Source organism: Shewanella sp. W3-18-1 (genome assembly GCF_000015185.1).
GTDB lineage: Bacteria > Pseudomonadota > Gammaproteobacteria > Enterobacterales > Shewanellaceae > Shewanella > Shewanella putrefaciens.
Genome location: NC_008750.1, coordinates 2465533 through 2489902, shown reverse-complemented (window position 1 = coordinate 2489902; position 24370 = coordinate 2465533). Strand labels below are relative to the sequence as shown.

The 24370-nt window shown below is 43.5% G+C and carries 20 protein-coding genes and 8 tRNA genes; 11 read left to right on the top strand and 17 right to left on the bottom strand.

Annotated elements, in window-relative coordinates; all coding sequences use genetic code 11:
• The 7 genes from rsxA to SPUTW3181_RS11215 form a co-directional block, all read right to left on the bottom strand.
• Positions 1-579, bottom strand: coding sequence for an electron transport complex subunit RsxA (rsxA, locus tag SPUTW3181_RS11245; RefSeq protein ID WP_006081543.1), 579 nt, complete (start codon positions 577-579; stop codon positions 1-3).
• Between the two features lie 125 nt (positions 580-704).
• Positions 705-2609 carry a GGDEF domain-containing protein gene (locus SPUTW3181_RS11240; protein ID WP_011789455.1) on the bottom strand — a complete coding sequence of 635 codons (1905 nt, stop codon included), beginning with the start codon at positions 2607-2609 and terminating at the stop codon, positions 705-707.
• Between the two features lie 214 nt (positions 2610-2823).
• Positions 2824-2899 (bottom strand) — tRNA-Asn (locus tag SPUTW3181_RS11235).
• 46 nt (positions 2900-2945) lie between these two features.
• Positions 2946-3021, bottom strand: a tRNA-Asn gene (locus SPUTW3181_RS11230).
• Between the two features lie 43 nt (positions 3022-3064).
• Positions 3065-3140: transfer RNA gene (locus SPUTW3181_RS11225), tRNA-Asn, on the bottom strand.
• Between the two features lie 43 nt (positions 3141-3183).
• Positions 3184-3259, bottom strand: a tRNA-Asn gene (locus SPUTW3181_RS11220).
• 61 nt (positions 3260-3320) lie between these two features.
• Positions 3321-3396: transfer RNA gene (locus SPUTW3181_RS11215), tRNA-Asn, on the bottom strand.
• Positions 3397-3730: 334 nt separating this feature from the next.
• Here SPUTW3181_RS11215 and SPUTW3181_RS11210 point away from each other — a divergent pair.
• Together SPUTW3181_RS11210 and uvrB are read left to right on the top strand one after the other, a co-directional pair.
• Entirely contained in the window at positions 3731-3952 is a 222-nt protein-coding gene (locus tag SPUTW3181_RS11210; protein WP_025008738.1) for a hypothetical protein, read from the top strand.
• Between the two features lie 317 nt (positions 3953-4269).
• Positions 4270-6276, top strand: a complete 2007-nt coding sequence (uvrB, locus tag SPUTW3181_RS11205) for an excinuclease ABC subunit UvrB (protein ID WP_011789454.1) — start codon at positions 4270-4272, stop codon at positions 6274-6276.
• Positions 6277-6356: 80 nt separating this feature from the next.
• On the opposite strand, the gene rrtA is transcribed toward uvrB, so the two are convergent.
• Together rrtA and queC are read right to left on the bottom strand one after the other, a co-directional pair.
• Positions 6357-6953, bottom strand: coding sequence for a rhombosortase (gene rrtA / locus SPUTW3181_RS11200; protein WP_014610650.1), 597 nt, complete (start codon positions 6951-6953; stop codon positions 6357-6359).
• Complete coding sequence (queC, locus tag SPUTW3181_RS11195; protein ID WP_011789452.1) at positions 6950-7687, bottom strand: 7-cyano-7-deazaguanine synthase QueC; 738 nt, start codon at positions 7685-7687, stop codon at positions 6950-6952. Before queC ends, rrtA begins: the two co-directional genes overlap by 4 nt.
• A gap of 171 nt (positions 7688-7858) precedes the next feature.
• On the opposite strand from queC, the gene queE reads away from it, so the two are divergent.
• Positions 7859-8527: a 7-carboxy-7-deazaguanine synthase QueE gene (gene queE, locus SPUTW3181_RS11190; RefSeq protein ID WP_011789451.1), complete on the top strand. Its 669-nt coding sequence runs from the start codon at positions 7859-7861 to the stop codon at positions 8525-8527.
• Positions 8528-8726: 199 nt separating this feature from the next.
• On the opposite strand, the gene SPUTW3181_RS11185 is transcribed toward queE, so the two are convergent.
• From SPUTW3181_RS11185 to SPUTW3181_RS11175, 3 genes are all read right to left on the bottom strand, one after another.
• Positions 8727-8811, bottom strand: a tRNA-Tyr gene (locus SPUTW3181_RS11185).
• 102 nt (positions 8812-8913) lie between these two features.
• Positions 8914-8998 (bottom strand) — tRNA-Tyr (locus tag SPUTW3181_RS11180).
• Positions 8999-9053: 55 nt separating this feature from the next.
• Positions 9054-9138: transfer RNA gene (locus SPUTW3181_RS11175), tRNA-Tyr, on the bottom strand.
• 125 nt (positions 9139-9263) lie between these two features.
• Between SPUTW3181_RS11175 and SPUTW3181_RS11170 the strand changes: the two genes are divergently transcribed.
• The 3 genes from SPUTW3181_RS11170 to SPUTW3181_RS11160 all read left to right on the top strand — a co-directional run bounded on the left by SPUTW3181_RS11170 (position 9264) and on the right by SPUTW3181_RS11160 (position 12606).
• Positions 9264-9752: a VC2046/SO_2500 family protein gene (locus SPUTW3181_RS11170; RefSeq protein WP_011789450.1), complete on the top strand. Its 489-nt coding sequence runs from the start codon at positions 9264-9266 to the stop codon at positions 9750-9752.
• 192 nt (positions 9753-9944) lie between these two features.
• Positions 9945-10232 carry a DUF406 family protein gene (locus SPUTW3181_RS11165; RefSeq protein WP_014610648.1) on the top strand — a complete coding sequence of 96 codons (288 nt, stop codon included), beginning with the start codon at positions 9945-9947 and terminating at the stop codon, positions 10230-10232.
• A gap of 190 nt (positions 10233-10422) precedes the next feature.
• Positions 10423-12606, top strand: a complete 2184-nt coding sequence (locus SPUTW3181_RS11160; RefSeq protein WP_011789448.1) for an EAL domain-containing protein — start codon at positions 10423-10425, stop codon at positions 12604-12606.
• 90 nt (positions 12607-12696) lie between these two features.
• On the opposite strand, the gene SPUTW3181_RS11155 is transcribed toward SPUTW3181_RS11160, so the two are convergent.
• Together SPUTW3181_RS11155 and SPUTW3181_RS11150 are read right to left on the bottom strand one after the other, a co-directional pair.
• A complete protein-coding gene (locus SPUTW3181_RS11155; RefSeq protein WP_196776119.1) occupies positions 12697-13182 on the bottom strand; it encodes a YchJ family protein in 486 nt (161 codons plus the stop codon).
• A 34-nt stretch (positions 13183-13216) separates the two neighbouring features.
• Positions 13217-13801 (bottom strand): hypothetical protein, encoded by a 585-nt coding sequence (locus tag SPUTW3181_RS11150; RefSeq protein WP_011789446.1) that lies wholly within the window; start codon positions 13799-13801, stop codon positions 13217-13219.
• A 134-nt stretch (positions 13802-13935) separates the two neighbouring features.
• Here SPUTW3181_RS11150 and smrA point away from each other — a divergent pair, with 134 nt between their 5' ends.
• The 3 genes from smrA (at position 13936) to SPUTW3181_RS11135 (ending at position 17736) form a co-directional block, all read left to right on the top strand.
• Positions 13936-14526 (top strand): DNA endonuclease SmrA, encoded by a 591-nt coding sequence (smrA, locus tag SPUTW3181_RS11145; RefSeq protein WP_011789445.1) that lies wholly within the window; start codon positions 13936-13938, stop codon positions 14524-14526.
• A 276-nt stretch (positions 14527-14802) separates the two neighbouring features.
• A complete protein-coding gene (locus SPUTW3181_RS11140) occupies positions 14803-15444 on the top strand; it encodes a TetR/AcrR family transcriptional regulator (RefSeq protein ID WP_011789444.1) in 642 nt (213 codons plus the stop codon).
• Positions 15445-15456: 12 nt separating this feature from the next.
• Positions 15457-17736: an acyl-CoA dehydrogenase gene (locus SPUTW3181_RS11135; RefSeq protein WP_011789443.1), complete on the top strand. Its 2280-nt coding sequence runs from the start codon at positions 15457-15459 to the stop codon at positions 17734-17736.
• 119 nt (positions 17737-17855) lie between these two features.
• Here the strand turns inward: SPUTW3181_RS11135 and SPUTW3181_RS11130 are convergent, their stop codons facing one another.
• The 3 genes from SPUTW3181_RS11130 to SPUTW3181_RS11120 form a co-directional block, all read right to left on the bottom strand.
• Entirely contained in the window at positions 17856-19229 is a 1374-nt protein-coding gene (locus SPUTW3181_RS11130; protein ID WP_011789101.1) for an IS4-like element ISSpu9 family transposase, read from the bottom strand.
• A gap of 167 nt (positions 19230-19396) precedes the next feature.
• On the bottom strand, positions 19397-20836 hold the full coding sequence (gene pyk, locus SPUTW3181_RS11125) for a pyruvate kinase (protein WP_011789442.1): 1440 nt from the start codon (positions 20834-20836) through the stop codon (positions 19397-19399).
• Positions 20837-21020: 184 nt separating this feature from the next.
• On the bottom strand, positions 21021-21875 hold the full coding sequence (locus SPUTW3181_RS11120) for a MurR/RpiR family transcriptional regulator (RefSeq protein ID WP_011789441.1): 855 nt from the start codon (positions 21873-21875) through the stop codon (positions 21021-21023).
• Between the two features lie 310 nt (positions 21876-22185).
• Here SPUTW3181_RS11120 and zwf point away from each other — a divergent pair, with 310 nt between their 5' ends.
• Positions 22186-23658: a glucose-6-phosphate dehydrogenase gene (gene zwf / locus SPUTW3181_RS11115; protein WP_011789440.1), complete on the top strand. Its 1473-nt coding sequence runs from the start codon at positions 22186-22188 to the stop codon at positions 23656-23658.
• Between the two features lie 9 nt (positions 23659-23667).
• Positions 23668-24366 (top strand): 6-phosphogluconolactonase, encoded by a 699-nt coding sequence (gene pgl, locus SPUTW3181_RS11110; protein ID WP_011789439.1) that lies wholly within the window; start codon positions 23668-23670, stop codon positions 24364-24366.
• Positions 24367-24370 lie beyond the last annotated feature (4 nt).

The following is a 24370-nucleotide window of genomic DNA, read 5'->3' as shown; positions in this document are numbered from 1 at the left end:
CTACTTAACCAATCCTGTGAATCCCATAAAGGCAAGGGACATTAAACCTGCGGTAATCATGGCAATTGCGCCGCCCTTAAATGGCAAGGGTACATCGGCTGCGGCTAAACGTTCGCGCATCGCCGAGAAGAGAATTAACACTAATGAGAAGCCTAACGCAGCACCAAAGCCATAGATAGCCGATTGAATAAAATCGTGCTTTTCGTTCACGTTCAACAGGGCGACACCCAATACAGCACAGTTGGTGGTGATGAGTGGCAGATAAATTCCCAACGCTCGGTGCAGGGCTGCACTGGTTTTTTGCACCACCATTTCAGTAAATTGCACTACAACAGCAATGACTAAAATAAAACTCATCGTGCGTAAGTAGCTCAGATCAAAGGGCAATAATAGGTATTGATTTACTAGGTAACTGAGGATGGAGGCTAAGGTCAACACAAAAGTGGTTGCCATAGACATACCAATAGCGGACTCCAATTTACTGGAGACCCCCATGAAAGGACATAAACCTAAGAATTTCACTAAAACGAAATTGTTGACCAGTACAGTGCTGATCAACAACAGGAGATATTCAGTCATCTCTATACTTGTCTAAACGGATCTTGGCCGTATTATCGACTTTTCCGTTTGCATAAACAACATATAGAATGCAGGGTTAAGCATCTTTACTGTAAAGAATGCTGATGAATTCACCGATATCTTAACTAAATTTGATCTCTGCTAGTGATCGCTTGGGGCTGAGCAATATAATAGCCTTGAAGACCATCGACTAAGAGTTTTTCTAGGGTCAGTTTTTCTTCTTGTCGCTCAACACTGGTTGCAATCACTCTGATACCTATTCGCCTTGCCACGTCGACCATCATACGAACGAAAAATTTATTATTGTTATCTTCATCGATATTTGAAGTGTAGCTACCATCAAGCTTAATGTAGTCGGGGCGTACCTCACTGAAGAATTTAAAGGAAGTGAAGCTCATGCCAAAACGCTCAATAGAGACTCGAGAACCCACGCTATGCACGTCACGCACAAACTTGTGGCTTGCGCCTAAATTGGATTGCATACCTGATTCGTTAATCTCAAATACTAAGCGAGAAGCAATATATTTTTGTTTGCCTAAAATATCTTTTAGCCACCCGACAAAGAGTTCTTGGTGGGCTGAAAAAGCACTAATGTTTACCCCAAAATTGCCATTGATGGTTGGATTTTCCTTAAGCATCTTTAATGCACTGATCACCACTAATTTATCTAACTCTGTGCTCATTCCATGGCGCTCAGCCATAGCAATCACAGTGGTTGTCGGCAGAAACTTACCTTCACTGTTATAAAAACGGGCTAACAGTTCGCGGTAAACCTCGACTTCAGTGCGGCAGGGTTGGATGGGTTGTTGATAGAATTTAAGAGCCTTACGACTAATTAAGTCATGGATGGCAAGTTTCCAACGATCATCACCAAATTGCTCATTACCATCGAGTTTTTCTTGAATATGGTAACTATTAGGGCCCAATGTTTGTGCAATACTGACCGCCGTATCGGCAAGGGTCAGTAAATGAATAGCCTCTACACCCTGTTGATAGGGGACTAAACCTATATGAGCAACAGATTCCGTTTTGGTCATTTGCTGATATTCATCAAGATACACTTTTAACTCATCTAAAAATTTTGGCCCATCTTTAAGCACTGTATCTGGTATAAATACGGCAAAATCAGCGCTGGACACTCGGTAACATTGTGCGTCAGGGTATTTAGTACAGGTTTTACGGATACAGTTGGCTACTCGGGCTAAATAATCATCTCCCGCAGAACGTCCTTGGTGTTGATTGATATTGGCAAGTTCGGTTGCTTTAACCATGACCATCAATCCAAATTGAGGGATATCAGGATTATTGATGGTTTCAAGTTTATTTGTGAAGCGTGGTCGACTAGCAAAGCCGGTAATTGGATCCTGATAGGCGACTTTATGCAGTTTCTCATTTTCTTGTGTGAGAGTGTCAAGCTGTACTTTAAGCTGATGACGGCAATCTTCTAATGCCTGCTTAAGCGGATTTAATTCGCCATTGAGTTTAGAGGCGGCGAGTGCGGAAAAGCTCATATCGGAAATATGTGAGACATAATCGGCGGCATATTGAATCGACGTTTTGAGTTTTGCCATTAAAAACGTAAAAATGGCCAGCAGAATGATGAAGCTCAGCAACAACATTAACCCGAGTTTTTCTGTATTTGAGATAGATTGAGCTATTTGTGCGTTCGCACTGAGTTTGACCTGCAATCGGCCTGTGGCTAATTTCTGGGTATGGGATAAATCGACGGAGAATAATCCAGCCAATGGATGTGCATTGTCAGATGTAAGGCTACCTTCGGTATGATTTAGCTCACCATCAGTATCATTAATATACTGAAAAAATTGAAATGGATACTTGATTGATAAGGCGTTAAAAAGATCTTTACCACTGCCTTGCCATTGGGAGTAAGCCGTTAAATCCCTTTTGAAGCGTTCGAGCTCTTGTTGCTGCTGGATTTGCAATTGGCTATTTTCATTTTGAAAAACGCCAGCAAATAATGCTAAAAAGATCAGTAATAAAAAGACTGGATATGATTTTGACATGGTCATATAAATCCGCTCTCACTTCAGGCGAGTCTTGCAACAGTCTATTGGGTGAGTTTTTGTTCAACACCATACTCTGTGTGAAGATGCTCATTATTTTATTTAACAAACTGATCACAGTGTAACTGCATTTGATTTAAAACAAAATCGAATTGCTGAGAGTGGATAGGTAAAGAATGAATGGTTTAGTGGGATACGACTTTTGATAGTTTACTGTAAATGGCTCCCCTGACTGGACTTGAACCAGTGACATACGGATTAACAGTCCGCCGTTCTACCGACTGAACTACAGGGGAGTAGAGGATGCGATATGACTATCGACTTTTTATCACTTACAGTAAATGGCTCCCCTGACTGGACTTGAACCAGTGACATACGGATTAACAGTCCGCCGTTCTACCGACTGAACTACAGGGGAGTAGAGGGTGCGATATGACTATCGACTTTTATAGGATTAAAATTGGCTCCCCTGACTGGACTTGAACCAGTGACATACGGATTAACAGTCCGCCGTTCTACCGACTGAACTACAGGGGAATCATTTTAATGCAGCGGCAATAAAAAATATAAGTAGTGTAATTGGCTCCCCTGACTGGACTTGAACCAGTGACATACGGATTAACAGTCCGCCGTTCTACCGACTGAACTACAGGGGAATCGTTTATCTACATTTTACTTTACTGCCTGTTCTTACTCATTTTTACGACCAGCAAATAATGGCTCCCCTGACTGGACTTGAACCAGTGACATACGGATTAACAGTCCGCCGTTCTACCGACTGAACTACAGGGGAATCGTTTCGCTCGGTCATATTGACTCGTTGAGAACGGAGCGCATAGTAAAACGCTCTGTTGGATGAGTCAACTCGAGTTACTAAAAAAAGTGTAATTATGCTGTTAAGTGCTCATCTAATGTGCATCGTGGTGTAGAAATCGACATTTTTCTGAATAATTAACTTATCTTTTCGGAAGATAGCACTTATTGCCGCGATGATTTGTAGGCTTTAAGCGTAAATAAACGCAACGAACAAACTTATGGCGATGCAGAGTGACAATAACGGGGTATTAAGTGAAGTGACTTTTAATACTCTGTAGTAGCACCGCATAAAGTCGGCATCATTTCAGATTGTGAAATTAGAAAAGTGGCAACATTTATCAAATGTAATTTTATTACCAAATGTTGCTTTGCTGTTGCTGAACAAGCCAATAGGGCTCAATCCCGCATGGACGCTAGGTTATTTCGACTTATCAACAAATTCTGTGGATAACCCTGTGGGCGGTATGAAAAAACAAGCGGCAAAGCCTTGTGCTGTGGGCGAAAGACTTAAATTGCACCATTTTGGTTGTTAAAAAATTAGATCAATAAAATCAACTTGATAGCAAAAGCAATCGTGATTTTTACCGAGACTCAATGTCGTTGCATTTTTGTAATATAGTAAAACCCCGTTCTTGTGTATTAAATTGGCATTTCTACTGAGTTTTAGCGCATTTTATCGACATTTAAAGCCCTGAGTTATCGTGGTATAAAAGTTTCATATTTTCTCCATCAAGTTGTCATCTTAGCAAGTTAGTGAGGGTGTTGGGATTGTGACGTCATTTGGATAAGTGCTGGAGCTTAGTTCGCGACTTGATTAGAATGACTCGACTAACCAAAAGGATATGTACGCGTGTCAGAATCTGTTTTTCAGCTTGAATCGCAATTTGCTCCCGCTGGCGATCAGCCTGCGGCCATTACAAAGTTAGTTGATGGTTTAGAGTCGGGACTTGCCTGCCAAACCTTACTTGGGGTCACGGGATCGGGTAAGACGTTTACGATTGCCAATGTCATTGCCAAATTAGGACGGCCAACCATTATTATGGCGCCCAATAAAACCTTGGCAGCGCAGCTTTATGGCGAGATGAAAGAGTTTTTCCCCCATAATGCGGTTGAGTATTTTGTCTCTTATTACGATTACTACCAGCCTGAAGCCTATGTGCCCGCATCAAATACTTTTATTGAAAAGGATGCCTCTGTTAATGCTCACATTGAACAGATGCGTTTGTCGGCCACAAAAGCCTTATTAGAACGTAAAGATGTAGTGCTGATTGCCTCAGTGTCAGCTATTTATGGTTTGGGTGATCCCGATTCCTACTTGAAAATGTTGTTGCATCTACGCCAAGGTGACAGTCTGGGACAACGCGATATGTTAAAGCGTCTTAGTGAGCTGCAATATACGCGTAATGATATTGAATTGCAGCGCGGTACGTTTCGCGTGCGTGGTGAAGTGATTGATATTTTTCCAGCAGATTCTGATCGTTATGCAATTCGGGTTGAGCTGTTTGATGATGAAATTGAGCGTTTAAGTGAATTCGACCCTTTAACGGGGCAAATCATCAAACGTATCGCACGTACAACCGTTTACCCTAAGACTCACTATGTCACGCCAAGGGAAAAAATCCTTGAGGCAACCGAGTTAATTAAGGAGGAATTGCGGGAGCGTAAACAGTATCTACTGGATAATAATAAACTGATTGAAGCCCAGCGGATCCATGAGCGGGTGCAATACGATGTGGAGATGATGGTCGAATTGGGCTACTGCTCTGGTATTGAAAACTACTCGCGCTATTTGTCTGGCCGCGCACCGGGGGAAGGGCCACCAACCTTGCTCGACTACTTACCTGCCGATGGTTTACTCATTATTGATGAGTCCCATGTGACTGTGCCGCAAATTGGCGCTATGTATAAAGGCGATCGTTCCCGTAAAACCACCTTAGTGGAATATGGCTTTAGATTACCATCGGCATTAGATAATCGGCCGCTCAAATTTGAAGAGTTTGAGCAGTTAATGCCGCAAACGATTTATGTGTCGGCGACGCCTAGCCTCTATGAGCTGGAAAAGAGTGAAGGAGAGATAGCTGAACAAGTTGTCCGGCCTACAGGATTGCTCGATCCCGAGCTGGAAGTACGCCCTGTGGCGACACAGGTCGATGATTTATTATCTGAAATAGCCAAACGTGTCGCGGTCAATGAGCGGGTGTTAGTCACCACACTAACAAAGCGCATGTCGGAGGATTTGACTGAATACCTCGACGAACATGGGGTAAAAGTGCGTTATCTGCATTCGGACATAGACACAGTTGAACGGGTTGAGATCATCCGCGATCTGCGCTTAGGTAAGTTTGATGTGTTGGTCGGCATCAACCTATTACGTGAGGGCTTAGATATGCCAGAAGTGTCATTGGTGTGTATTTTAGACGCTGATAAAGAGGGCTTCTTGCGCTCTGAACGCTCGCTTATCCAAACCATTGGCCGCGCTGCACGTAACGTCAATGGTAAAGTGATCCTCTATGCCGATCGCATCACTAATTCAATGGCTAAAGCGATAGGGGAAACTGACCGTCGCCGCGAGAAGCAACGTGCTCATAATTTGAAAAACGGTATAGTCCCCAAAGGCGTCGTTAAGCGTATTACCGATGTGATGGATGTGGATGATGGCCGCGACAGTAAAGCTGTGTATGGCAAAGTGGCTGAGCCTAAGTCCCATTACCATAAAGCCGATGCGGCAGAGTTGAGCCATCAAATCGATCAACTTGAGAAAAAGATGCACGAACATGCGCGCAACTTAGAGTTTGAACAAGCGGCGGCAATGCGTGATGAAGTCAAGCACCTGCGGGAATTGTTGATCAAAGCGTAGCGATATTATTGCGGTTAACATTATTAAAAAGCCGTCTAGCAATCATGCTACGACGGCTTTTTAATATCCGCAGATGGGGGCTAAATGGTGCCTTTCGAGTGTTCTAATTTAAGCTTAATAAACACCGCTAAAGCGCAAATCAGCCCGCAGATTAAGCCGACCAAATGCGCCTCGGTTGCTACGCGCGCACCTATCATGGCGGTGACATCATTGCTGGCACCATAAAGCTGTTCGTAACCGACCTTGATGATAACGCCAACGAGCAGCAGATAGCCTGAGCGCAGCTTACGGACAATATCCTGCACTGCGCCGTAGGCGAACAAGCCATGCAACATACCGCTTAAGCCGACATAACCAAGCAATTGCGGATAGCCTAAATACAAGCCTATACCTTCGAGTAAACATAACACGAAAAATAGTGCACTTAAGCCTTTGAGATGATAATGAAAATGGTGCAAAAATAGCACCACCCACAGCCCTGCAAGGTTCATCAATAGATGCCATTGATTCGTGTGCAGTAAATTTCCACTGATTAATCGCCACCATTCCCCCTCACTAATGGCACTGCGGCGATAGGCGAGTAGGTTATCGACAGCAGGGCTTGCTAAGCCTGCGACATACAAACCCGCACAAAGAAGACTCACCATCAGTGCGACCCAATAGGGACTGCGTATCATGCTTTAGGCTCGCTAGCGTCAAGCTCAGCCATAACCGCCGCTTTATTCTGTAGATAGTCGTCTAATCCACGTTTGCGAAGATGACAGGCAGGGCAATCACCACAGCCATCGCCAATCACACCGTTATAACAGGTGAGAGTATGGTGGCGAACCAGATCGAGTTGCTGATATTTATCCGCCAGTGCCCAGGTTTGTGCCTTATTGAGCCACATCAAAGGCGTGATGATTTTTAGTTGTTTATCCATGCCTTGAACTAAGGCGGATTCCATCGCTTTGACAAAATCGTTACGACAATCAGGGTAGCCTGAAAAATCAGTTTCACACACGCCTGTGATAATCGCTTCAGCCCCTAACTGATAGGCATAAATACCCGCAAGCGTTAAAAATAAAATATTACGGCCGGGCACGAAGGTATTGGGCAGGCCATTTTCCATCAACTCGTGTGAAACAGGTATCGCATCACGGGTGAGGGCTGAAATCGCTAACTCATTCAATAAGGTCACATCCATGACTTTATGGCTGGTGATCTTCAAGCGTTTTGCTAAGGATTTGGCGACTTCAATTTCTTCGCGGTGACGTTGGCCGTAGTCAAAGGTGATCCCATGTACTTCATCGTACTGGGTTAGGGCTTGAATAAGACAGGTTGTTGAGTCTTGTCCGCCACTGAAGACAACCACGGCTTTGGATGTGGCAGTTTTTGACTCGAATGTTTTTTGCAATATGCTCGTTGACATAAAGGATTTCACTTCACCGTAGAACAGGTATCAATAGAGCGTTAGTGTAACTCAGGCCATAGGGCTTGCAAACTCTGGGGATACTGGTGAAATGGGCTGCTTTGGCGCAAAAACTTGCAGCTCAAGCTAAAATCCACTATAAATGCCGCCCCAGAAAAGTGGAACGCCAGCATGAACTACCCAGTCAACGAAGTATTTGAAACCATTCAAGGTGAAGGTGTCTTTACCGGAGTGCCCGCCATATTTGTCCGCTTGCAGGGCTGTCCAGTGGGATGTGCTTGGTGTGATACGAAACAGACATGGGATGTGCTTGAAGCCAATAAGGTCTCGCCAGAGCAAGTCATTACCGTGGATGGTACGATTGGGCGCTGGGCTGAACATACGGCGGATAGCTTGATTGCTGCTTTTAATGCCGAAGGGTTTACCGCGCGTCATATTGTGATCACCGGCGGTGAGCCTTGCATGTACGATTTACGCGAATTAACCGAGACCTTGCACAGTCAAGGCTTTGCGACTCAAATCGAAACCAGCGGCACCTTTGAAGTGAATTGTGCTGATAACACTTGGGTGACAGTATCACCCAAGGTGAACATGAAAGGGGGCTATCCGGTATTAGCGCAGGCGCTAAACCGCGCCAATGAGATTAAGCATCCTATCGCAACTGAAAATCACATCGATGAACTTGATGAGTTACTGCAAGATATCGATATTTCGGCTAAAACGATTTGCCTACAGCCGATCAGTCAAAAGCCTAGAGCGACCGAACTTGCGATGAAAGTGTGTATTGCCCGTAATTGGCGCTTATCAATCCAAACTCACAAATATTTAGATATTGACTAAGGTTTGGCGAAGTTAGGATAAATATCGCCTCATTTTATGGGGCGAAATTTTTATGGTGCTATCAATTGAAATTGCAGATAGGTAACAATGCAATATTTAAATAAGGAATAAAAATATTTTAAAAGTGTATTTGTGGATATAAATCAGAAAGATATCACGGAGGAAAGAAGAGATACAAAGCAAAAAATATGTGTAGAAATGGTGGAGGGAGAAGGATTCGAACCTTCGAAGGCTGAGCCGTCAGATTTACAGTCTGATCCCTTTGGCCACTCGGGAACCCCTCCACGTGATTTTCTATACACTTTGTAGATTCACTTAAATATTTTGGCCTGATTTAAGTGTTAAAACGAGTTTGAAACGATTGAATGCAGAGAGTAAAGATAAGATGGTGGAGGGAGAAGGATTCGAACCTTCGAAGGCTGAGCCGTCAGATTTACAGTCTGATCCCTTTGGCCACTCGGGAACCCCTCCACAAATATCTTTTACTTAACTTTTACTAACTCACTCAACTAGCTTTCAACGCAAATGGTGGAGGGAGAAGGATTCGAACCTTCGAAGGCTGAGCCGTCAGATTTACAGTCTGATCCCTTTGGCCACTCGGGAACCCCTCCTCAATTGCGGCGGCCATAGTAGTCAGAAACCTTTTGCATGTAAATACCCAACTTAAAAATATTCCTAAAGTTATATCTCAAGTGGTCGATTGACTAACAACGAATTGTTTTAATGATGTTTTTTTATGCAAATTGATGTTCCTTTAGTCAACGAAGCCCAAATTGGCACCCGCTTAAATGCGGCGATAGAGCACAACAGACGAGGTGAGTTTGCGCTGCTGTTGTCTTTATTATCGGTTGATGCGAGGGATATGGCGCAGTTTCAATGGCAAAAAGACCTTGATACAGCTCAAAAATTACAGCAACAGTTTGAGTTACCACCTAAGCAGCCCTTACTGGCAGATTTATCCTTATTTGAGCCTGTTGTTGATAATAGCCAAGTGTTTATCACACAAGGGGCAAGAGCATTTCAACTACAGCAGGCTTTGCAACCTGAGGCGTTAGTTATCCGTGGTGCTGAACCTATGGCGATGGCTGAAGCTCTGAGTAATTGTGATTTAACCACTCAATTGCGTCAGCGTGGTCGCTTAACTTCACCCCAGATTGAACTTATGCACTTTGCTGATCAATTAGCCATTCAACGAAATCTAATCCCTCTTCAAGCCATTGCGTAAATTGAGCTGCTGTAATCCATTTTTCGAGATGACAAATGATTCAAACGTCACAAGCGTGAGCTAAAACCGAGTCAATCTGATTCGAATTATCTATAATTACCACCCACTTTACCTTAACTTATTCGATAGCGGTGTTTACGACGGATGTCGTGGAACGGTATTGTTATTACTCCAAATTCAGAGGAAGACAAAATGAAAGGTATTATTGCTGCGCAATCCCCAACCGTAAATGACACATGCACAGATTGCGGTAGTTTTGTCGATATTGGCGCTGTGATTGATGAACACGATATTGTATTAGAAATACAGTTTACGGGTGCATCAGCTAAAGACGATGCTGAAAACATGGCTGAGCGTGCCAAAGCGCGCTTTGGCAAGACACAAGCGAAGTTTGTCACGGTTGAAACGGGCATGAGTTTACAGTTAGTGTTTGATGTTAGTGCGGAAAAAATGATCTTTCAGCTAGAAAATGGTCTTTAAAAAGCATTAGGCTCGACATCAATGTTGCCAAAATTGTAATAAATTGTGCGTCATGTTGCTGTGTTTAAGTGAGATAGTGTAATCTGCGTCAACATAAAAATTCTCAATTGGCTCAATTAATGTGCTTTAAAAAGTGCATTAATTGTTGCTAAAAATCAGTTACCCAACACGAAGTTTTGTAGGGATCAGCGTGAAGCGACGTCAGCATCAGCATTTATTAGAGTCTTTAGTGCATTCAACTGCAAAACAGCAGGGGGATTTTGCTAAGACCGCAGAATTAGCGACAGAGTTATTGTGTCAGAATTTAACGGTTTCTTCAGTTTCTGTATGGACGTTCTCTCCAGATCAACAAAGTCAATCTCTCGTAGCACAATTTGGCGCTATGATGTTGCAAGATATCCATAGACCTAAATTATTGCAGGCGTGCCCTCGTTATTTATATGAACTTAAAACCCGTCGTCATATTGATGCGGGTAACACGTTGATCGATCCGCGTCTGAGTGAACTATCCCAAGTGTATTTTAATCCTCGGCAAGTATTTTCCTGCCTTGATGTGGGAATTCGCATTAATGGACATCTTGAAGGTGTTCTCTGTATTGAACGAACCCAAGTTACACCCCATTGGCATGACAGTGAGATACATTTGGCTTGTCAGATGGCCGATCAACTTGCATTAACCCTTGCCACAAAACACGCTTATGATAAAGAAGAGCGGCTAAGCCTATTTCGCAGTGCAACAGAACAATCCCAACAAATGAGTATGTTGATCAATTTGCATACTGAAAAAGTGGAATATGTGAATCAAGCACATGGTGAGATCACTGGGCTAACGCGTGAGCAAAGCATTGGTAGTCATTTGCGAGAGTTAACCTTCTTTAAGCAACATCCCCAACTCGCAGAGGAAACGCTCGCACAAATCTTTAGGGGAGAGCAGGCAAAAGGTGAAGTACAATTTCGCCGTGCAGATGGCAGTTATTATTGGCTTAAGTATGTGGTTAGCCAATTTATTACTGAACGAGGGAATCACTACGCCTTAGTGTCCGGTGAAGAAAGTACGGATGAGCATAATTACAAAATAGAACTAGAGCGGCTTGCTTGGCGTTGTAGTTTAACGGGATTACATAACCGCAGTCATTTTAACCGAGTGCTAGAGCGAACCAGTAAAGGGCTGCTCTTATTAGTTGATCTTGTCGGCTTTAAACGTTTTAACGATACCTATGGCCATGAACATGGTGATAGTTTATTAATCGAAATTGCGCGCCGTTTGAAACATTTCTCTGAGATCAATAAAGCCACGGAAATTGCCCGTGTAGGGAGTGATGAGTTTGTGGTGCTGTTGACGGATGATAATGCCGTCTATGATCTTGATTATTTCAGTACCCGTTTATATCAACATCTATCAGCGCCAATGTTAATCGGTCGAGAGCAAATAGAACCTAAACCTGCTTTAGCGGTGGTGGATATTGCCTCCGTTGCCAATTTATTTGCGCCACTTACCTGTGCTGATATTGCAGTGCAATACGCTAAGAAGAAAAAAGGTACTTCGATTCAAGTGTTTAATAGCACTTTGCTCAGCGCTTTTAAGGAAGATGCACAGATAGAGCGTGATTTACACAGTGCCATTCGTGGACGTCAATTTGAACTTTATTACCAACCGCTTAGGGATCTTGGATTACAAACCTATATCGGTGCCGAAGCGTTGATCCGTTGGCATCACCCCAAAAAAGGGGTTCTATATCCCGGTGCTTTTATTGATATTGCTGAGCAGTCAGGAATGATCAATGCGATTGGTAGTTGGGTACTGGAGGCCGCTTGTCGGCAACTCAATCTTTGGCAGCATCATAATGCCGATCTGACTATGCATGTAAACGTCTCTGCACGGCAGTTCTTTAGCGGTAATTTATACGAACAAGTATGGCAATTACTTACCCGTTATCGTTTAAAGCCTAAAACCTTAATCTTAGAAATTACTGAAACAGAGCTGATGGGGGATATCCGTCATGCCACGTTATTATGTCAAGAGTTAGCTGAATTAGGTGTTGGACTTGCTATTGATGATTTTGGGACGGGTTATAGCTCGATGCGTTACTTAAAGCAATTCCCCATTAGTAAGTTGAAAATTGACCGTTCCTTTATTTCCGATCTCACCATTAGCCGTGAAAGTCGTGAAATTGTTTCGGCGATTATCGCTATGGCGAATGCGTTGAATATTTCTTTAACGGCAGAAGGGGTCGAAACCATTGAACAAGAGGCCTTTTTGGCAAAAAGTTGCTGCCATCAGGCTCAGGGATATTTATACAGTCCTGCACTGAGAGAACCTGAATTTGCTCAATTTTTACTTTCAGCAAATCGTTCTTCTGTACTGACACATTGAATGTTGGTTCATTGGTAGCATAAATTAGGCAATAAATATCACCTCAATAAAAACAACAATCACATTATAGAGATTCTTAATGCCGATAAATTAGAGGGAATTCAAACAGCATTGCTTGAATTTTTTACCACTATGGCAAATACAAGGATCATTTCTACTCGGTAGTTTGGCCGTCATTTGTTTACCCTTGGTATAATACCAACGGTTATCCTGATAAATAAATTCAGAATGTTCATAGATTGCATCGATTTCACCTTCAAGTTTATACCAAGCCTTGAAGGTGACTGTACCTTGTTTTAGTGCAGTTGAATTGACAAATTCTTCGCTCGCTATCAGATCTAGCCCAAGCCAGTGTGGGTGAGGGCCTAGATTAAGGTTGGCTAAGGTAAGGTCTCCAAGAAAGTCAGGGTGCTGGGTTTTGATTATGTAATCAAATTTTTTCAAGGCAAAAGCGCTGTAGCGAGAACGCATGAGTTGCTCCGCTCTATGGGCGAAAGTGCTATCAAGGTGCAGTGGCTCGCAGCAGTCTCGATAGTATTTCCCCGTACCACATGGGCAGATATATTCTGGGCTCATTGTCATTACTTATAATAAATTATGTGGTAACCGATTAAGACTTGGGTACTTTTTTGTTGTTAGCAGGCAAAGGTGGAAATTGCCGACCATAGTATAAATTCGGCACCGGTTTGGCATTGTGATAGAAACTCGGTTCTGCACGATTATTAGTATCTAGCGTTATTTGCCAAAGATCTTTTGCCACTTTTTGAGTACCAATTGCAAACTTGCCTGCAAATTCACTCACAGGTTCACCTGTTTCCTCTGCGGGGTAAAACCGCACTAGATAATAGCCAGTATCTATGGCGCTATTATCCACGATTTTGCGATTTAAAATACGAAAATCGACATCGATATGTGCTTTTTTAGCCCTGATTTTATCGAAAAACTTCTGATAAATACCCACAATATTTTCTCGGCCATAATAGATTTCTTTACTTTGGCTTTCAGAAAGATAGCTCGTATCTTCAGCATAAATCCCACGGGTAATTTCGGCGTCTAATGTGGTAAATGCTTGGATAAATTGTGGATAATTGGCGTTAATTAATCGATCTACAGATTCAAACGATTGGTTTTTATTTGGATTAGCCAAACTTAGGGGCGACAATAGGCATATCAGGGCTAGCAGCAAAAATCTCATTACATTATTCTAATCTGACAATCATGGCGCCACTATAATGGAGGCGCACTGTGAACTAAAGGTTTGAATGTTTACAAAGTGTGTTTCTGCACAATAAAAGTGCATTGAACTCAATATAGCGGGAGGTGCTTGCCATGCTCGAAGATGGAACAGCGCTGTTTTTTGAAGAAATGGTTGGGGTAGTGCCACTAAAAGGGGATAGACCTGTGGTTAATTTACAGCCAACAGGGCTAACTGCGGAGCAATTGCAACGGCGCGAAATATTACAGCGAGAGACCTATTTGGCCTGTATGCCTCTAGATTTAAGTCTTATTCCAGTTCTTGCCCCTGATGATGTTGTGGGATTTAAGCGAGAGGGAGTACAAGGTGCGGTGTTTAAGCGTTTACGCCTTGGACAATATCCGATAAAAATGGAACTTGATGTTCATGCTTATCGATTACATCAGGCGCGTAACGCTGTTCTGAATTATTTATTAGCGGCACAGAACCACGGTGAGCGTTGTGTCATGTTAATTCATGGGAAAGGACATCAAAGTAAGCCCTTCGCAGGTTTGCTGAAATCAGCCGTTTGCCATTGGTTATCTCAACTTGATATGGTTTTAGCCTATCACTCAGCCAAAACAGAGCAGGGAGGGACTGGAGCTTTATATGTCATGCTGACTAAATCGGAACAACTCAAACTAGAGAATCGAGAAGCGAATCGCAAAGGGATGGGATGGCGTTAATGAACGCTTTATTTTTCCCTTTGGTCAACATGCTCACTGCTGGCAGAGAAGAGTAAACACCTAAACTGACCTTATACCCATTAATCTGTTCATTGTGCTAAGGGGTAATATGGGTAATCACCATATCTAAAGATATTGTTTAACATTGGGATTAATAAAATTTACGTGCTTTGATCTTATTAAGGCCAATGGGGGTATTTCATTATTTTTAGTTTGACATCCTCTTTGCCAATGTTTAATTTAAACGAGTGTTTTAAATTAATCCAAGGTCACGGAATGGCAAGTCGATCCGATACAAAAACTAGAATACTTGATGCCGCAGAAAAACTGTTCGCCGAAAGGGGCTTTTCTGAGACCTCCTTGCGACTTATTACCAGCAAAGCGGAAGTGAATCTTGCATCAGTCAATTATCATTTTGGTTCTAAAAAAGAACTGATCCGTGCTGTTTTGGCTCGATATTTAGATGTGTTTATGCCTGCTGCTTCAACAGAAATTAAACGCTTAGATGCCATACCTGCACAAGCGACTTTAGAAGAGATTTTATCGTCGCTGGTCGCGCCGCTGTTAGAGCTTAATCAGTTACGAACGGAAGGCACGACGATTTTTCTGCAGTTACTTGGGCGTGGCTATATCGAAAGTCAAGGGCACCTACGTTGGTTCATCACGACCCACTATGGTCAGCATTTAGATACCTTTGTGAGTGCTGTGTCAGCAAGTGCGCCACATATTCCTCCCGCAGAAATGTTTTGGCGCTTACACTTTACCCTAGGCACCATCGTATTCACTATGGCATCTGCTGATGCGTTAAATGATATTGCGAAAGCTGAATTTGGCGAGCATAACGATATCGAAGCGGTTATCCGTAAAGTGATCCCTTATATGGCGGCTGGTGTGTCAGTCCCTGTTTCACCTCAATAAAAGGTCTTGATTATGTTGACGATTATAATCCTTGCCCTGATAGCGATTGTCGTGCTGTTTGCGGTAAAAAATATCAGAATGCAATTTATTACTCGGCCAGTGTTTAGCTTTTTTAAAAAAGTATTACCGCCATTATCCGATACAGAACGTGAAGCAATGGAAGCGGGCGATGTCTGGTGGGAAGGTGAGTTATTTCGTGGTAACCCTAACTGGAATATCTTGCATAGCTATGGCAAGCCAACGCTGAGTGCGGAAGAAAAAGATTTTATCGATAATCAAGTGATGACAGCACTGACAATGATCGATGATTTCGACATAGTGCATAATCGTAAAGATTTACCGCCCGAGTTATGGGAATACTTTAAGAAAGAAGGTTTCTTTGCGCTGATCATTCCGAAAAAATTCGGTGGTAAAGCGTTTTCTGCCTATGCTAATTCGACCATTGTGAGCAAATTAGCCAGCCGTAGCGTGAGCGCAGCTGTAACTGTAATGGTGCCAAACTCTTTAGGTCCTGGAGAGTTGCTAACCCACTATGGTACGAACGAGCAGAAGGAACGTTGGTTACCTGCTTTAGCAAAAGGTGATGAAATTCCTTGTTTTGCATTAACCGGCCCTGAAGCAGGCAGTGATGCGGGCGCTATTCCTGATGTGGGTATTGTGTGTCGTGATACTTTTAACGGCGAGGAAATGCTTGGGCTTAAGCTCACATGGGATAAGCGTTATATCACGCTGGCACCAGTAGCCACCGTTTTGGGGTTAGCGTTTCAAATGCGTGATCCTGAAGGTTTGCTTGGCGATAAGAAAAACCTAGGCATTACCTGTGCGTTGATCCCAACAGATCATCCTGGTGTCGTTATAGGGCGTCGCCATAATCCGCTGGGCATGGCGTTTATGAACGGTACTACCCAAGGTAAAGACGTATTTATTCCATTAGACTGGATTATCGGCGGCCCTGATTTTGCGGGTAAAGGCTGGCGTATGCTGGTGGAGTGTTTATCGGCAGGCCGTGGTATCTCACTGCCAGCATTAGCCACAGCCTCGGGGCATATGGCAACAAAAACCACTACAGCTTACAGCTACGTTCGCCACCAGTTTGGTATGGCGATTGGCCAGTTTGAAGGGGTGCAAGAAGCGCTTGCACGTATTATAGCTAACACTTATCAATTAGAGGCGGCGAGGCGTTTAACGACTACGGGCATTGATCTTAAAGTTAAACCTTCAGTTGTGACTGCAATAGCTAAGTTCCATATGACTGAATTAGGCCGTTCTGTAATGAACGATGCCATGGATATTCAATCGGGCAAGGGCATTCAATTAGGACCTAAAAACTATTTAGGTCACCCTTATATGTCCAACCCAATTTCGATCACAGTGGAAGGCGCGAATATTCTAACTCGCTCATTGATGATTTTTGGTCAAGGTGCGACTCGTTGCCATCCTTACGTGCTTGCCGAAATGGAAGCCGCAGCGATGGAAAATCAACATGAAGCCTTAGAGCGTTTCGATTCACTCTTAATGGGGCATATGGGCTATGCCACTCGCAATGCCTTTAGTGCTTTGGTTAATGCATTAACGGGGAGTGTCTTCGGTAATGCACCTGTCAGCGGTGAAACGAAGCAATATTATAAAGATATGTCGCGTATTTCATCGGCTTTAGCCTTAATGACGGATTTATCCATGTTGATCATGGGCGGTGATTTAAAGCGTAAAGAAATGCTTTCTGCACGTATGGGCGATGTGCTTAGCCAGTTATATTTAGGTTCAGCGACCTTGAAGTTATTTGAAGATAATGGTCGCCAGCAAGATGATTTGCCTGCGGTACGATATGTGATGGCCAATCGCTTGCACTTAGCGGCTAAAGCGTTGGAAGATACGATTCGTAACTTCCCTAACCGTCCAGTGTCATGGCTACTTCGTGCTTTAATCTTTCCGCTTGGTAATCACTTCAATGCACCGAGCGATAAAATGGCAACGGAATTAGCCAGTGGTATGTTAAAGCCGGGTCCTGCACGTGAGCGTATTACTTTCCTATGCCCGGAATTTGAAGGGGATAAGGGCGGCATTGCTGAAGTTGAACAGGCATTTGTTGCGCAATATGCTTGTAAAGAGATTTACAAAAAGTTGAAAAAAGCACAGCGTGCAGGTGAGTTACCCGCAAAAGTGCCGAATCTAGTCTTGTTTGCAAAGGCGTTAGAAACCAGTGTTATTACCGCCGATGAAGAGCAAAAGTTGCAGCATGCTGATAAGTTGAGACTGGCGGCTATTCATGTGAATGACTTTGAAACCCTGTAAATATGGTAGGTCAGACAGTTTAATCGAGTTGCGCTGTTGCACTATTAATAAGCTGTTAGAGTTGTTCTCTTAAGTAGATTGTAGATATAAAAAACCACCTTCATTAGGCTGTCTCTTGATCACAAGTCCTGTTCAAGAGACAGAGCAAGTTCGTAACCCTCAAGGATTGCTTGCAATTTGAGCCATCCTTCCCAGAGCGTCTTTACTGATGCTCTTCCATTTCTTTTACTGTCTTTCCAACCACCAAGCCTTGCCAGGTGCTCATATGCCCATTTTGCAGTGGGTACTTCCTCTGGAGGTGGCGTCTTTATTCTTTTAAGCCAAAGTAACTTCCACGCTCTTGGTGACAAGATTTTCTCACTGCTAATGTCTTTGATTTGCTCATTGGCAAATTTCAATTGGAAGATCCTTACCGCTAAAAAGGCATAAATAGTCGCTAATCTATCTAAGTTATCTTTGCTCTGTACTCGAAGGTCTTCAACTCCGGTCCCTTCACTTTTCCAGACCTTATGATACTCCTCAATCAGCCAGCGCTTCTCGTAATAACCGATAATTTTTAAAGCATCTTCGGCACTGTTTACTGGCTCATTGGTCAGAATATGCCAATTGAGCGTCTTCTCTTCATCACCGACTTCGGAGCAACCCACATAGTTCAGAGAAATGGGGGAGCCTTTTTTGTTAGCCGGGGTTTTTAACGTTACTGCCGCATATTTAACATCCAGCGTGACTTCTCGAGCTTTACGACCGCCCCTTTGAGCTATCTGGATTTGGCGTTGTTTCACACTGTTAAGCTCTGATGCAAAATGATAAAGCTTATCTGAACCTTCTTCTATATGACGACTCATCATTGACCGCACAACAAAACGTTGTTGGTTCGCTATCTTGTAAAGGAGATAATCGTAGATGTCGGCTTCACGATCACAAACCGATATCACGTTAGCCATCGCGGTTCCTAGACGTGCAGCCATATTACGTGATGCACTTTCCCATTTATAACCTTCTTTTTCTTCGTAAGGTCGTTTTAAATTCTCACGGCGGATACCTCGAGTCTTGATGTCTCTGGTCCATCTGTGTTGTTCAATCAATCCAACAACGTCAAGAGTTTCAGGAGCAAACAACAAAATACTATGGGCAAGCAGACCTCGATAACGATTACCTTGGTTGACATGTCCTAAGTCCGCTCGAATAGAGCGATGCTTGTAGCTTAAGGTGGTTGTATCTTCAATAGCGAGAAGGAGGGGGTAACGGTGGGCTTGATTGACTGTCGCACGAAAACCGGCTTCAGCAATATCGTCTGCTGATACATTATCGTTTCGAATAAACCGGTAAGCGCCCTCCATACTTGCTGGTGAAGGTGACGATTTTACTACCGACTTACCGGGATGCTGAGCTAAGTCTGACGCCATTTTTACGAGCCTAGCCGTTCTTCTTGGGTCACCAAGTTTAGCATGACCAAATTGTTCTTCAGCCCAATCATTATTGCCTTTTATCATCTCAGGGAGCCTCAATTAAAGCCGTTAAAGATCTGATCGTGAGCCAAGAATTTAGTTCAAAAAAAATCCCTCATATCATATGAGGGACTTCTGTATAAAAGACAGCCTTCATTAGGTGGTTTTTTATTGGCTAATTTTCTAACACTGTTTTAGTGACGATAAGAAACTTAAGCAACAATCAACACCTTACAAGTGTTAGTGCCACCGATAGTTTCCATTGCATCGCCCTTGGTCATCAAAACTAAATCGCCGCTTTGTAAATAACCGGCGGTTGTCAGTGACTCTAAGGCTTTTTGTGCTAATAGATCGGCTGGATAGATAGTTGAATCAAAGTAAATCGGTAATACACCGCGATATAATGCCATCTTAGCGAGTGTTGTCGCATGGCGTGATAAACCAAGGATGGGCAGTGAAGAACTGATGCGCGACATCATCTGAGGTGTTGCACCCGATTCGGTTAAGGCGATAATCGCTTTAACACCTTCTAAATGGTTTGCCGCATACATAGTCGATAGGGCAATGGTCTCTTCCACAGAAGTAAAGCGTGCATCTAATCTATGCTTAGACACTTTAACACTTGGGTGCGACTCTGCACCGACACACACATTTGCCATCGCCTTAACGGTTTCTTCAGGAAAATCTCCCGCAGCGGTTTCGGCTGATAACATTACGGCATCAGTCCCGTCGAGCACAGCGTTTGCCACGTCCATTACTTCGGCGCGGGTTGGCATTGGGCTTGAAATCATCGACTCCATCATTTGTGTCGCTGTAATGACGATTTTGTTGAGTTGACGTGAACGGGCGATAAGTTTCTTTTGCACTGCAACGAGTGCAGCATCACCAATTTCAACGCCTAAGTCACCACGGGCAACCATAACAACATCAGACGCTAAGATCACATCATCCATCGCTTCATCAGTGGCAACGGCTTCTGCACGTTCAACTTTAGCAACAATCAGTGCATTACAACCTGCTTGACGGGCAAGATCGCGGGCGTAATCGAGATCAGCACCACTACGTGGGAAAGACACGGCTAAATAATCCACTTGGATCATTGCGGCCGTCAGAATGTCTGCTTTATCTTTTTCGGTCAGCGCCGCGGCAGATAAACCACCACCTTGCTTATTAATCCCCTTATTGTTTGATAAAGGACCCGCAACCGTCACTGTGGTGTGAACCTTACGGCCTTCAACACCTTCAACACGTAATTGAACACGGCCATCATCTAACATCAGGATATCGCCGACCGTCACGTCGTCTGGCAATTGCTTGTAATCGATACCGACTTGGGTCTCGTCACCTTCACCTTTAGCGAGCTCAGCATCTAAAACATAGGCTTGACCGAGTTTGAGCTGAACTTTCTTGTTGTCTTTGAAAGTAGAAACGCGGATTTTAGGCCCTTGTAAGTCACCAAGAATAGCAACGTGAACACCTAATTCTTTTGCTATTTCACGAGCTTGAGTTGCTCGTTTGAGATGATCTTCGGGGGAGCCGTGGGAAAAGTTAAGACGTACAACATTTGCACCTGCCGCGATAATGCGGCGTAGATTATCATCACGATCAGTGGCGGGGCCGAGTGTGGTGACGATTTTGGTTCTGCGGAACATAAGATACTCCGTTAAAGTTAAAAAATCTTGAGACTATATTACCATGCCATTCCAAATTATGTAGTAAAGTTACAAACAAATTGATCTAAAGTTATGTTTCAATTTTGTGAGGTATCGCTGAAAATTACACTAAAAATGGCTAGGCTGAACATTCGCACTAGCCATTTTTAGGATAGGAAGTGAATTACAGTATCGGATCTTTATTGATACGAGACTCTTTTAGCACTTCTTTAACGCGTTTTAGATTGTCACGGAAACGTGGTCCACGGCGTAATGTAAAACCTGTTGCCAATACATCTATAGTCACCAATTGGGCTAAACGCGAGGCCATGGGCAAATACATATCGGTATCTTCAGGGACTTCCATAGTTACGGGTAAGGTACATTCCATTGATAATGGCGAGTTACGCGCGGTAATCCCAATAACGGCGGCACCGTTTTCTCTTGCTAAACGCGCTATTTCAATCAATGACTTAGTACGGCCAGTGTGGGAAATCAATACCACTACATCGCCTTCATTACTGTTGATACAACTCATGCGTTGCATTAGAACATCGTCAAAACAGATGACAGGCACATTAAAGCGGAAGAATTTATTTTGCGCATCATGGGCAACTGAAGCGGATGCACCTAGGCCAAAAAAGGAAATTGTCTTAGCTTGAGTCAGAATATCAACGGCTTTGTTTATCGCAGAAACATCTAAACTTTGCCTTGCAGTATCAAGCGAAGCCATTGAAGATTCAAATATTTTTGTTGTATATGACTCTGTGGAGTCATCTTCTTCAACGTGACGGCTAACATAAGGCGTGCCGTTCGCAAGACTTTGAGCCAGATGTAACTTAAAATCAGGGAAGCCTTTCGTATCTAAACGGCGACAGAAACGATTCACAGTAGGTTCACTGACATCTGCCATCTTAGCGAGTGTGGCGATGCTAGAATGTATAGCTGTTTGTGGTGATGCTAAGATCACTTCTGCTACTTTGCGTTCTGATTTACTGAAATGGGTGAGGCTTTTTTGAACCTTTTCTAGGGTATTCATACGCGTACGTCCGCTAAATTGAGAATGTAATTTTATTTATTTTTGTTTAGTGGCTTAGATCAAACCTGTTATTCCACTAATCGATGCTTTGTAGTAAGTTTTTAGTACAATTTTGAAATAAGATTTTACTACCTTCAGTAATTTAAGCACAAAAAGCATATCAGATTTGTGCCCAAGGTGCCTAGTTAGCCAGAATGTTAATATTGATAAAAATAGATGCATTTAATAAATTCTGTTGTTATATTACAACAAAATGTGGATTTCTTCAGCGACATGAAGAGACACGACATACAAAGGAGAGCGTAACGCAATGGGCAAAACAACATCAGGCGCCAAAGCTTGTGACTTCGTACTCTTTGGTACTAAAGGCGATTTGGCACGACGCAAGTTGTTACCTTCTTTATACCAGTTAGATAAGGCTGAATTACTCGATAAAGATACGAAAGTGATCGGTGTCGCGAAAGACGAGTTTAGTCAGGAAGAATTTAGAGAATTAGTCACGCTTGCGTTAAACACCTTTGTCAAAGAATCCCTTTGTGAAGAAACTCTCCAACGTTTTTTGTCACGCTGCCACTATATAGGCACCAATTTTACCGATTCTGCTGGATACAGCGCCTTCCATGATTTGCTCAAACCAGAAGAGCGAGTTATGGTCAGTTACTTTGCGACACCGCCAGCGATATTCGGCGATATTTGCCGTTGTCTGCATGAACAAGATCTTATCCACCCAGACTCTCGTGTGGTACTCGAAAAGCCAATCGGCTCAGATTTAGAATCTTCCCGCGTTATTAATGATCAAGTTTCCGCTTACTTCAAAGAACGTCAGGTTTACCGTATCGACCATTACCTAGGTAAAGAAACCGTACAGAACTTGATTGCACTGCGTTTTGCTAACTCTTTATTTGCCTCTAAGTGGGACAACCGTACGATTGACCACGTCCAGATCACTGTCGCAGAAGAAGTGGGCATCGAAGGCCGTTGGGGTTACTTCGACAAAGCGGGTCAGATGCGTGACATGATCCAAAACCATTTGCTGCAAGTGTTAACGCTCGTTGCCATGGACCCACCTGTTAACTTAGACGCTGATAGTATCCGTGATGAAAAAGTTAAAGTCCTTAAATCACTGCGTCCGATTAATTCAGACAATGTGTATGAAAATACCGTACGCGGTCAGTACAGTGCCGGCTTCCTAAAGGGCAGCCCCGTACCGGGTTATTTAGAAGAAGAAGGTGCCAACCTTCAATCACACACAGAAACCTTCGTGGCGATCCGAGTCGATATCGACAACTGGCGTTGGGCGGGCGTGCCTTTCTATTTACGCAGTGGCAAACGTATGCCGTTTAAGAGCTCTGAAATTGTGGTGTATTTTAAAAACCCACCCCATAACTTATATCGCTCAAGCTACCGCAACCTGCCACCGAACAAGTTAACCATTCGTCTGCAGCCCCACGAAGGGGTTGAAATCCAGATGATGAACAAAGTGCCAGGTTTGGAGCAAAAACAACGTCTACAAACCACTAAACTCGATTTGAGTTTCTCCGATACCTTTAAAAATGAACGTATCGCCGATGCCTACGAGCGTCTATTACTTGAAGCTATGCTCGGTAATCAAGCCCTATTCGTGCGCCGTGACGAAGTCGAACAGGCATGGACTTGGGTGGATGGCATTATCCAATCGTGGGAACAAAGCAACGAAAAACCCAAACCTTATCCTGCGGGTACTTGGGGTCCTGTTGCGTCAGTGGCTTTGATCACCAAAGATGGCCGTTCGTGGGATGAGTAGGAGACGTTGATGATTAAAGAAACCGTATTCAAATCATTCGACACACCAAGTGCGTTAGAGCAACAGCTTGCAAACAAAATTGCAAGTCAGCTACAGGAAGCCGTCGATGCCCGCGGAAAAGCGAGCTTAGTGGTTTCCGGTGGTTCAACGCCGCTTAAGTTATTTCAACTATTGAGTATGAAATCCATCGATTGGAGTGATGTTTATATCACGCTTGCCGATGAGCGCTGGGTTGATGTGGAAGATCATGCATCAAATGAGCGTCTTGTGCGTGAACATTTGTTACAACATCGTGCAGCTAATGCTAAATTCCGCGGTTTAAAAAATATGTTTTCGACCGCAGAAGCGGGCGCAGATATGGCGGGTGAGTCTTTGTCTAATTTCCCACGTCCTTTTGATGTGGTGGTATTAGGCATGGGGAATGATGGCCATACTTGTTCTTGGTTTCCCTGTAGTGCCGAACTTGAACATGCGCTCACAACCCAAGACCTGTGCGTGGCGACGAACCCCACCACAGCACCCCACGGCAGGATGACGCTCTCTAAGAGTGCGATTCTGAACAGCAGACAAATTTATCTGCACTTGGTCGGGGAACAGAAATTATCCGTATATCGTCAAGCGTTAGAAAGTGATGATGTCCATGCTATGCCTATCAGAGCCGTATTAGCGCAGCGTAAAACGCCCGTTGATGTGTTCTGGAGCGCTTAAGGAG

What these genes read in the sequence shown, in the direction of transcription:
- rsxA (WP_006081543.1), bottom strand. Translation starts at nt 579, where the DNA reads ATGACTGAATATCTCCTGTTGTTGATCAGCACTGTACTGGTCAACAAT.
- SPUTW3181_RS11240 (WP_011789455.1), bottom strand. Translation starts at nt 2,609, where the DNA reads ATGACCATGTCAAAATCATATCCAGTCTTTTTATTACTGATCTTTTTA.
- rrtA (WP_014610650.1), bottom strand. Translation starts at nt 6,953, where the DNA reads ATGATACGCAGTCCCTATTGGGTCGCACTGATGGTGAGTCTTCTTTGT.
- queC (WP_011789452.1), bottom strand. Translation starts at nt 7,687, where the DNA reads ATGTCAACGAGCATATTGCAAAAAACATTCGAGTCAAAAACTGCCACA.
- queE (WP_011789451.1), top strand. Translation starts at nt 7,859, where the DNA reads ATGAACTACCCAGTCAACGAAGTATTTGAAACCATTCAAGGTGAAGGT.
- SPUTW3181_RS11170 (WP_011789450.1), top strand. Translation starts at nt 9,264, where the DNA reads ATGCAAATTGATGTTCCTTTAGTCAACGAAGCCCAAATTGGCACCCGC.
- SPUTW3181_RS11165 (WP_014610648.1), top strand. Translation starts at nt 9,945, where the DNA reads ATGAAAGGTATTATTGCTGCGCAATCCCCAACCGTAAATGACACATGC.
- SPUTW3181_RS11155 (WP_196776119.1), bottom strand. Translation starts at nt 13,182, where the DNA reads ATGAGCCCAGAATATATCTGCCCATGTGGTACGGGGAAATACTATCGA.
- SPUTW3181_RS11150 (WP_011789446.1), bottom strand. Translation starts at nt 13,801, where the DNA reads ATGAGATTTTTGCTGCTAGCCCTGATATGCCTATTGTCGCCCCTAAGT.
- smrA (WP_011789445.1), top strand. Translation starts at nt 13,936, where the DNA reads ATGCTCGAAGATGGAACAGCGCTGTTTTTTGAAGAAATGGTTGGGGTA.
- SPUTW3181_RS11140 (WP_011789444.1), top strand. Translation starts at nt 14,803, where the DNA reads ATGGCAAGTCGATCCGATACAAAAACTAGAATACTTGATGCCGCAGAA.
- SPUTW3181_RS11135 (WP_011789443.1), top strand. Translation starts at nt 15,457, where the DNA reads ATGTTGACGATTATAATCCTTGCCCTGATAGCGATTGTCGTGCTGTTT.
- SPUTW3181_RS11130 (WP_011789101.1), bottom strand. Translation starts at nt 19,229, where the DNA reads ATGATAAAAGGCAATAATGATTGGGCTGAAGAACAATTTGGTCATGCT.
- pyk (WP_011789442.1), bottom strand. Translation starts at nt 20,836, where the DNA reads ATGTTCCGCAGAACCAAAATCGTCACCACACTCGGCCCCGCCACTGAT.
- SPUTW3181_RS11120 (WP_011789441.1), bottom strand. Translation starts at nt 21,875, where the DNA reads ATGAATACCCTAGAAAAGGTTCAAAAAAGCCTCACCCATTTCAGTAAA.
- zwf (WP_011789440.1), top strand. Translation starts at nt 22,186, where the DNA reads ATGGGCAAAACAACATCAGGCGCCAAAGCTTGTGACTTCGTACTCTTT.
- pgl (WP_011789439.1), top strand. Translation starts at nt 23,668, where the DNA reads ATGATTAAAGAAACCGTATTCAAATCATTCGACACACCAAGTGCGTTA.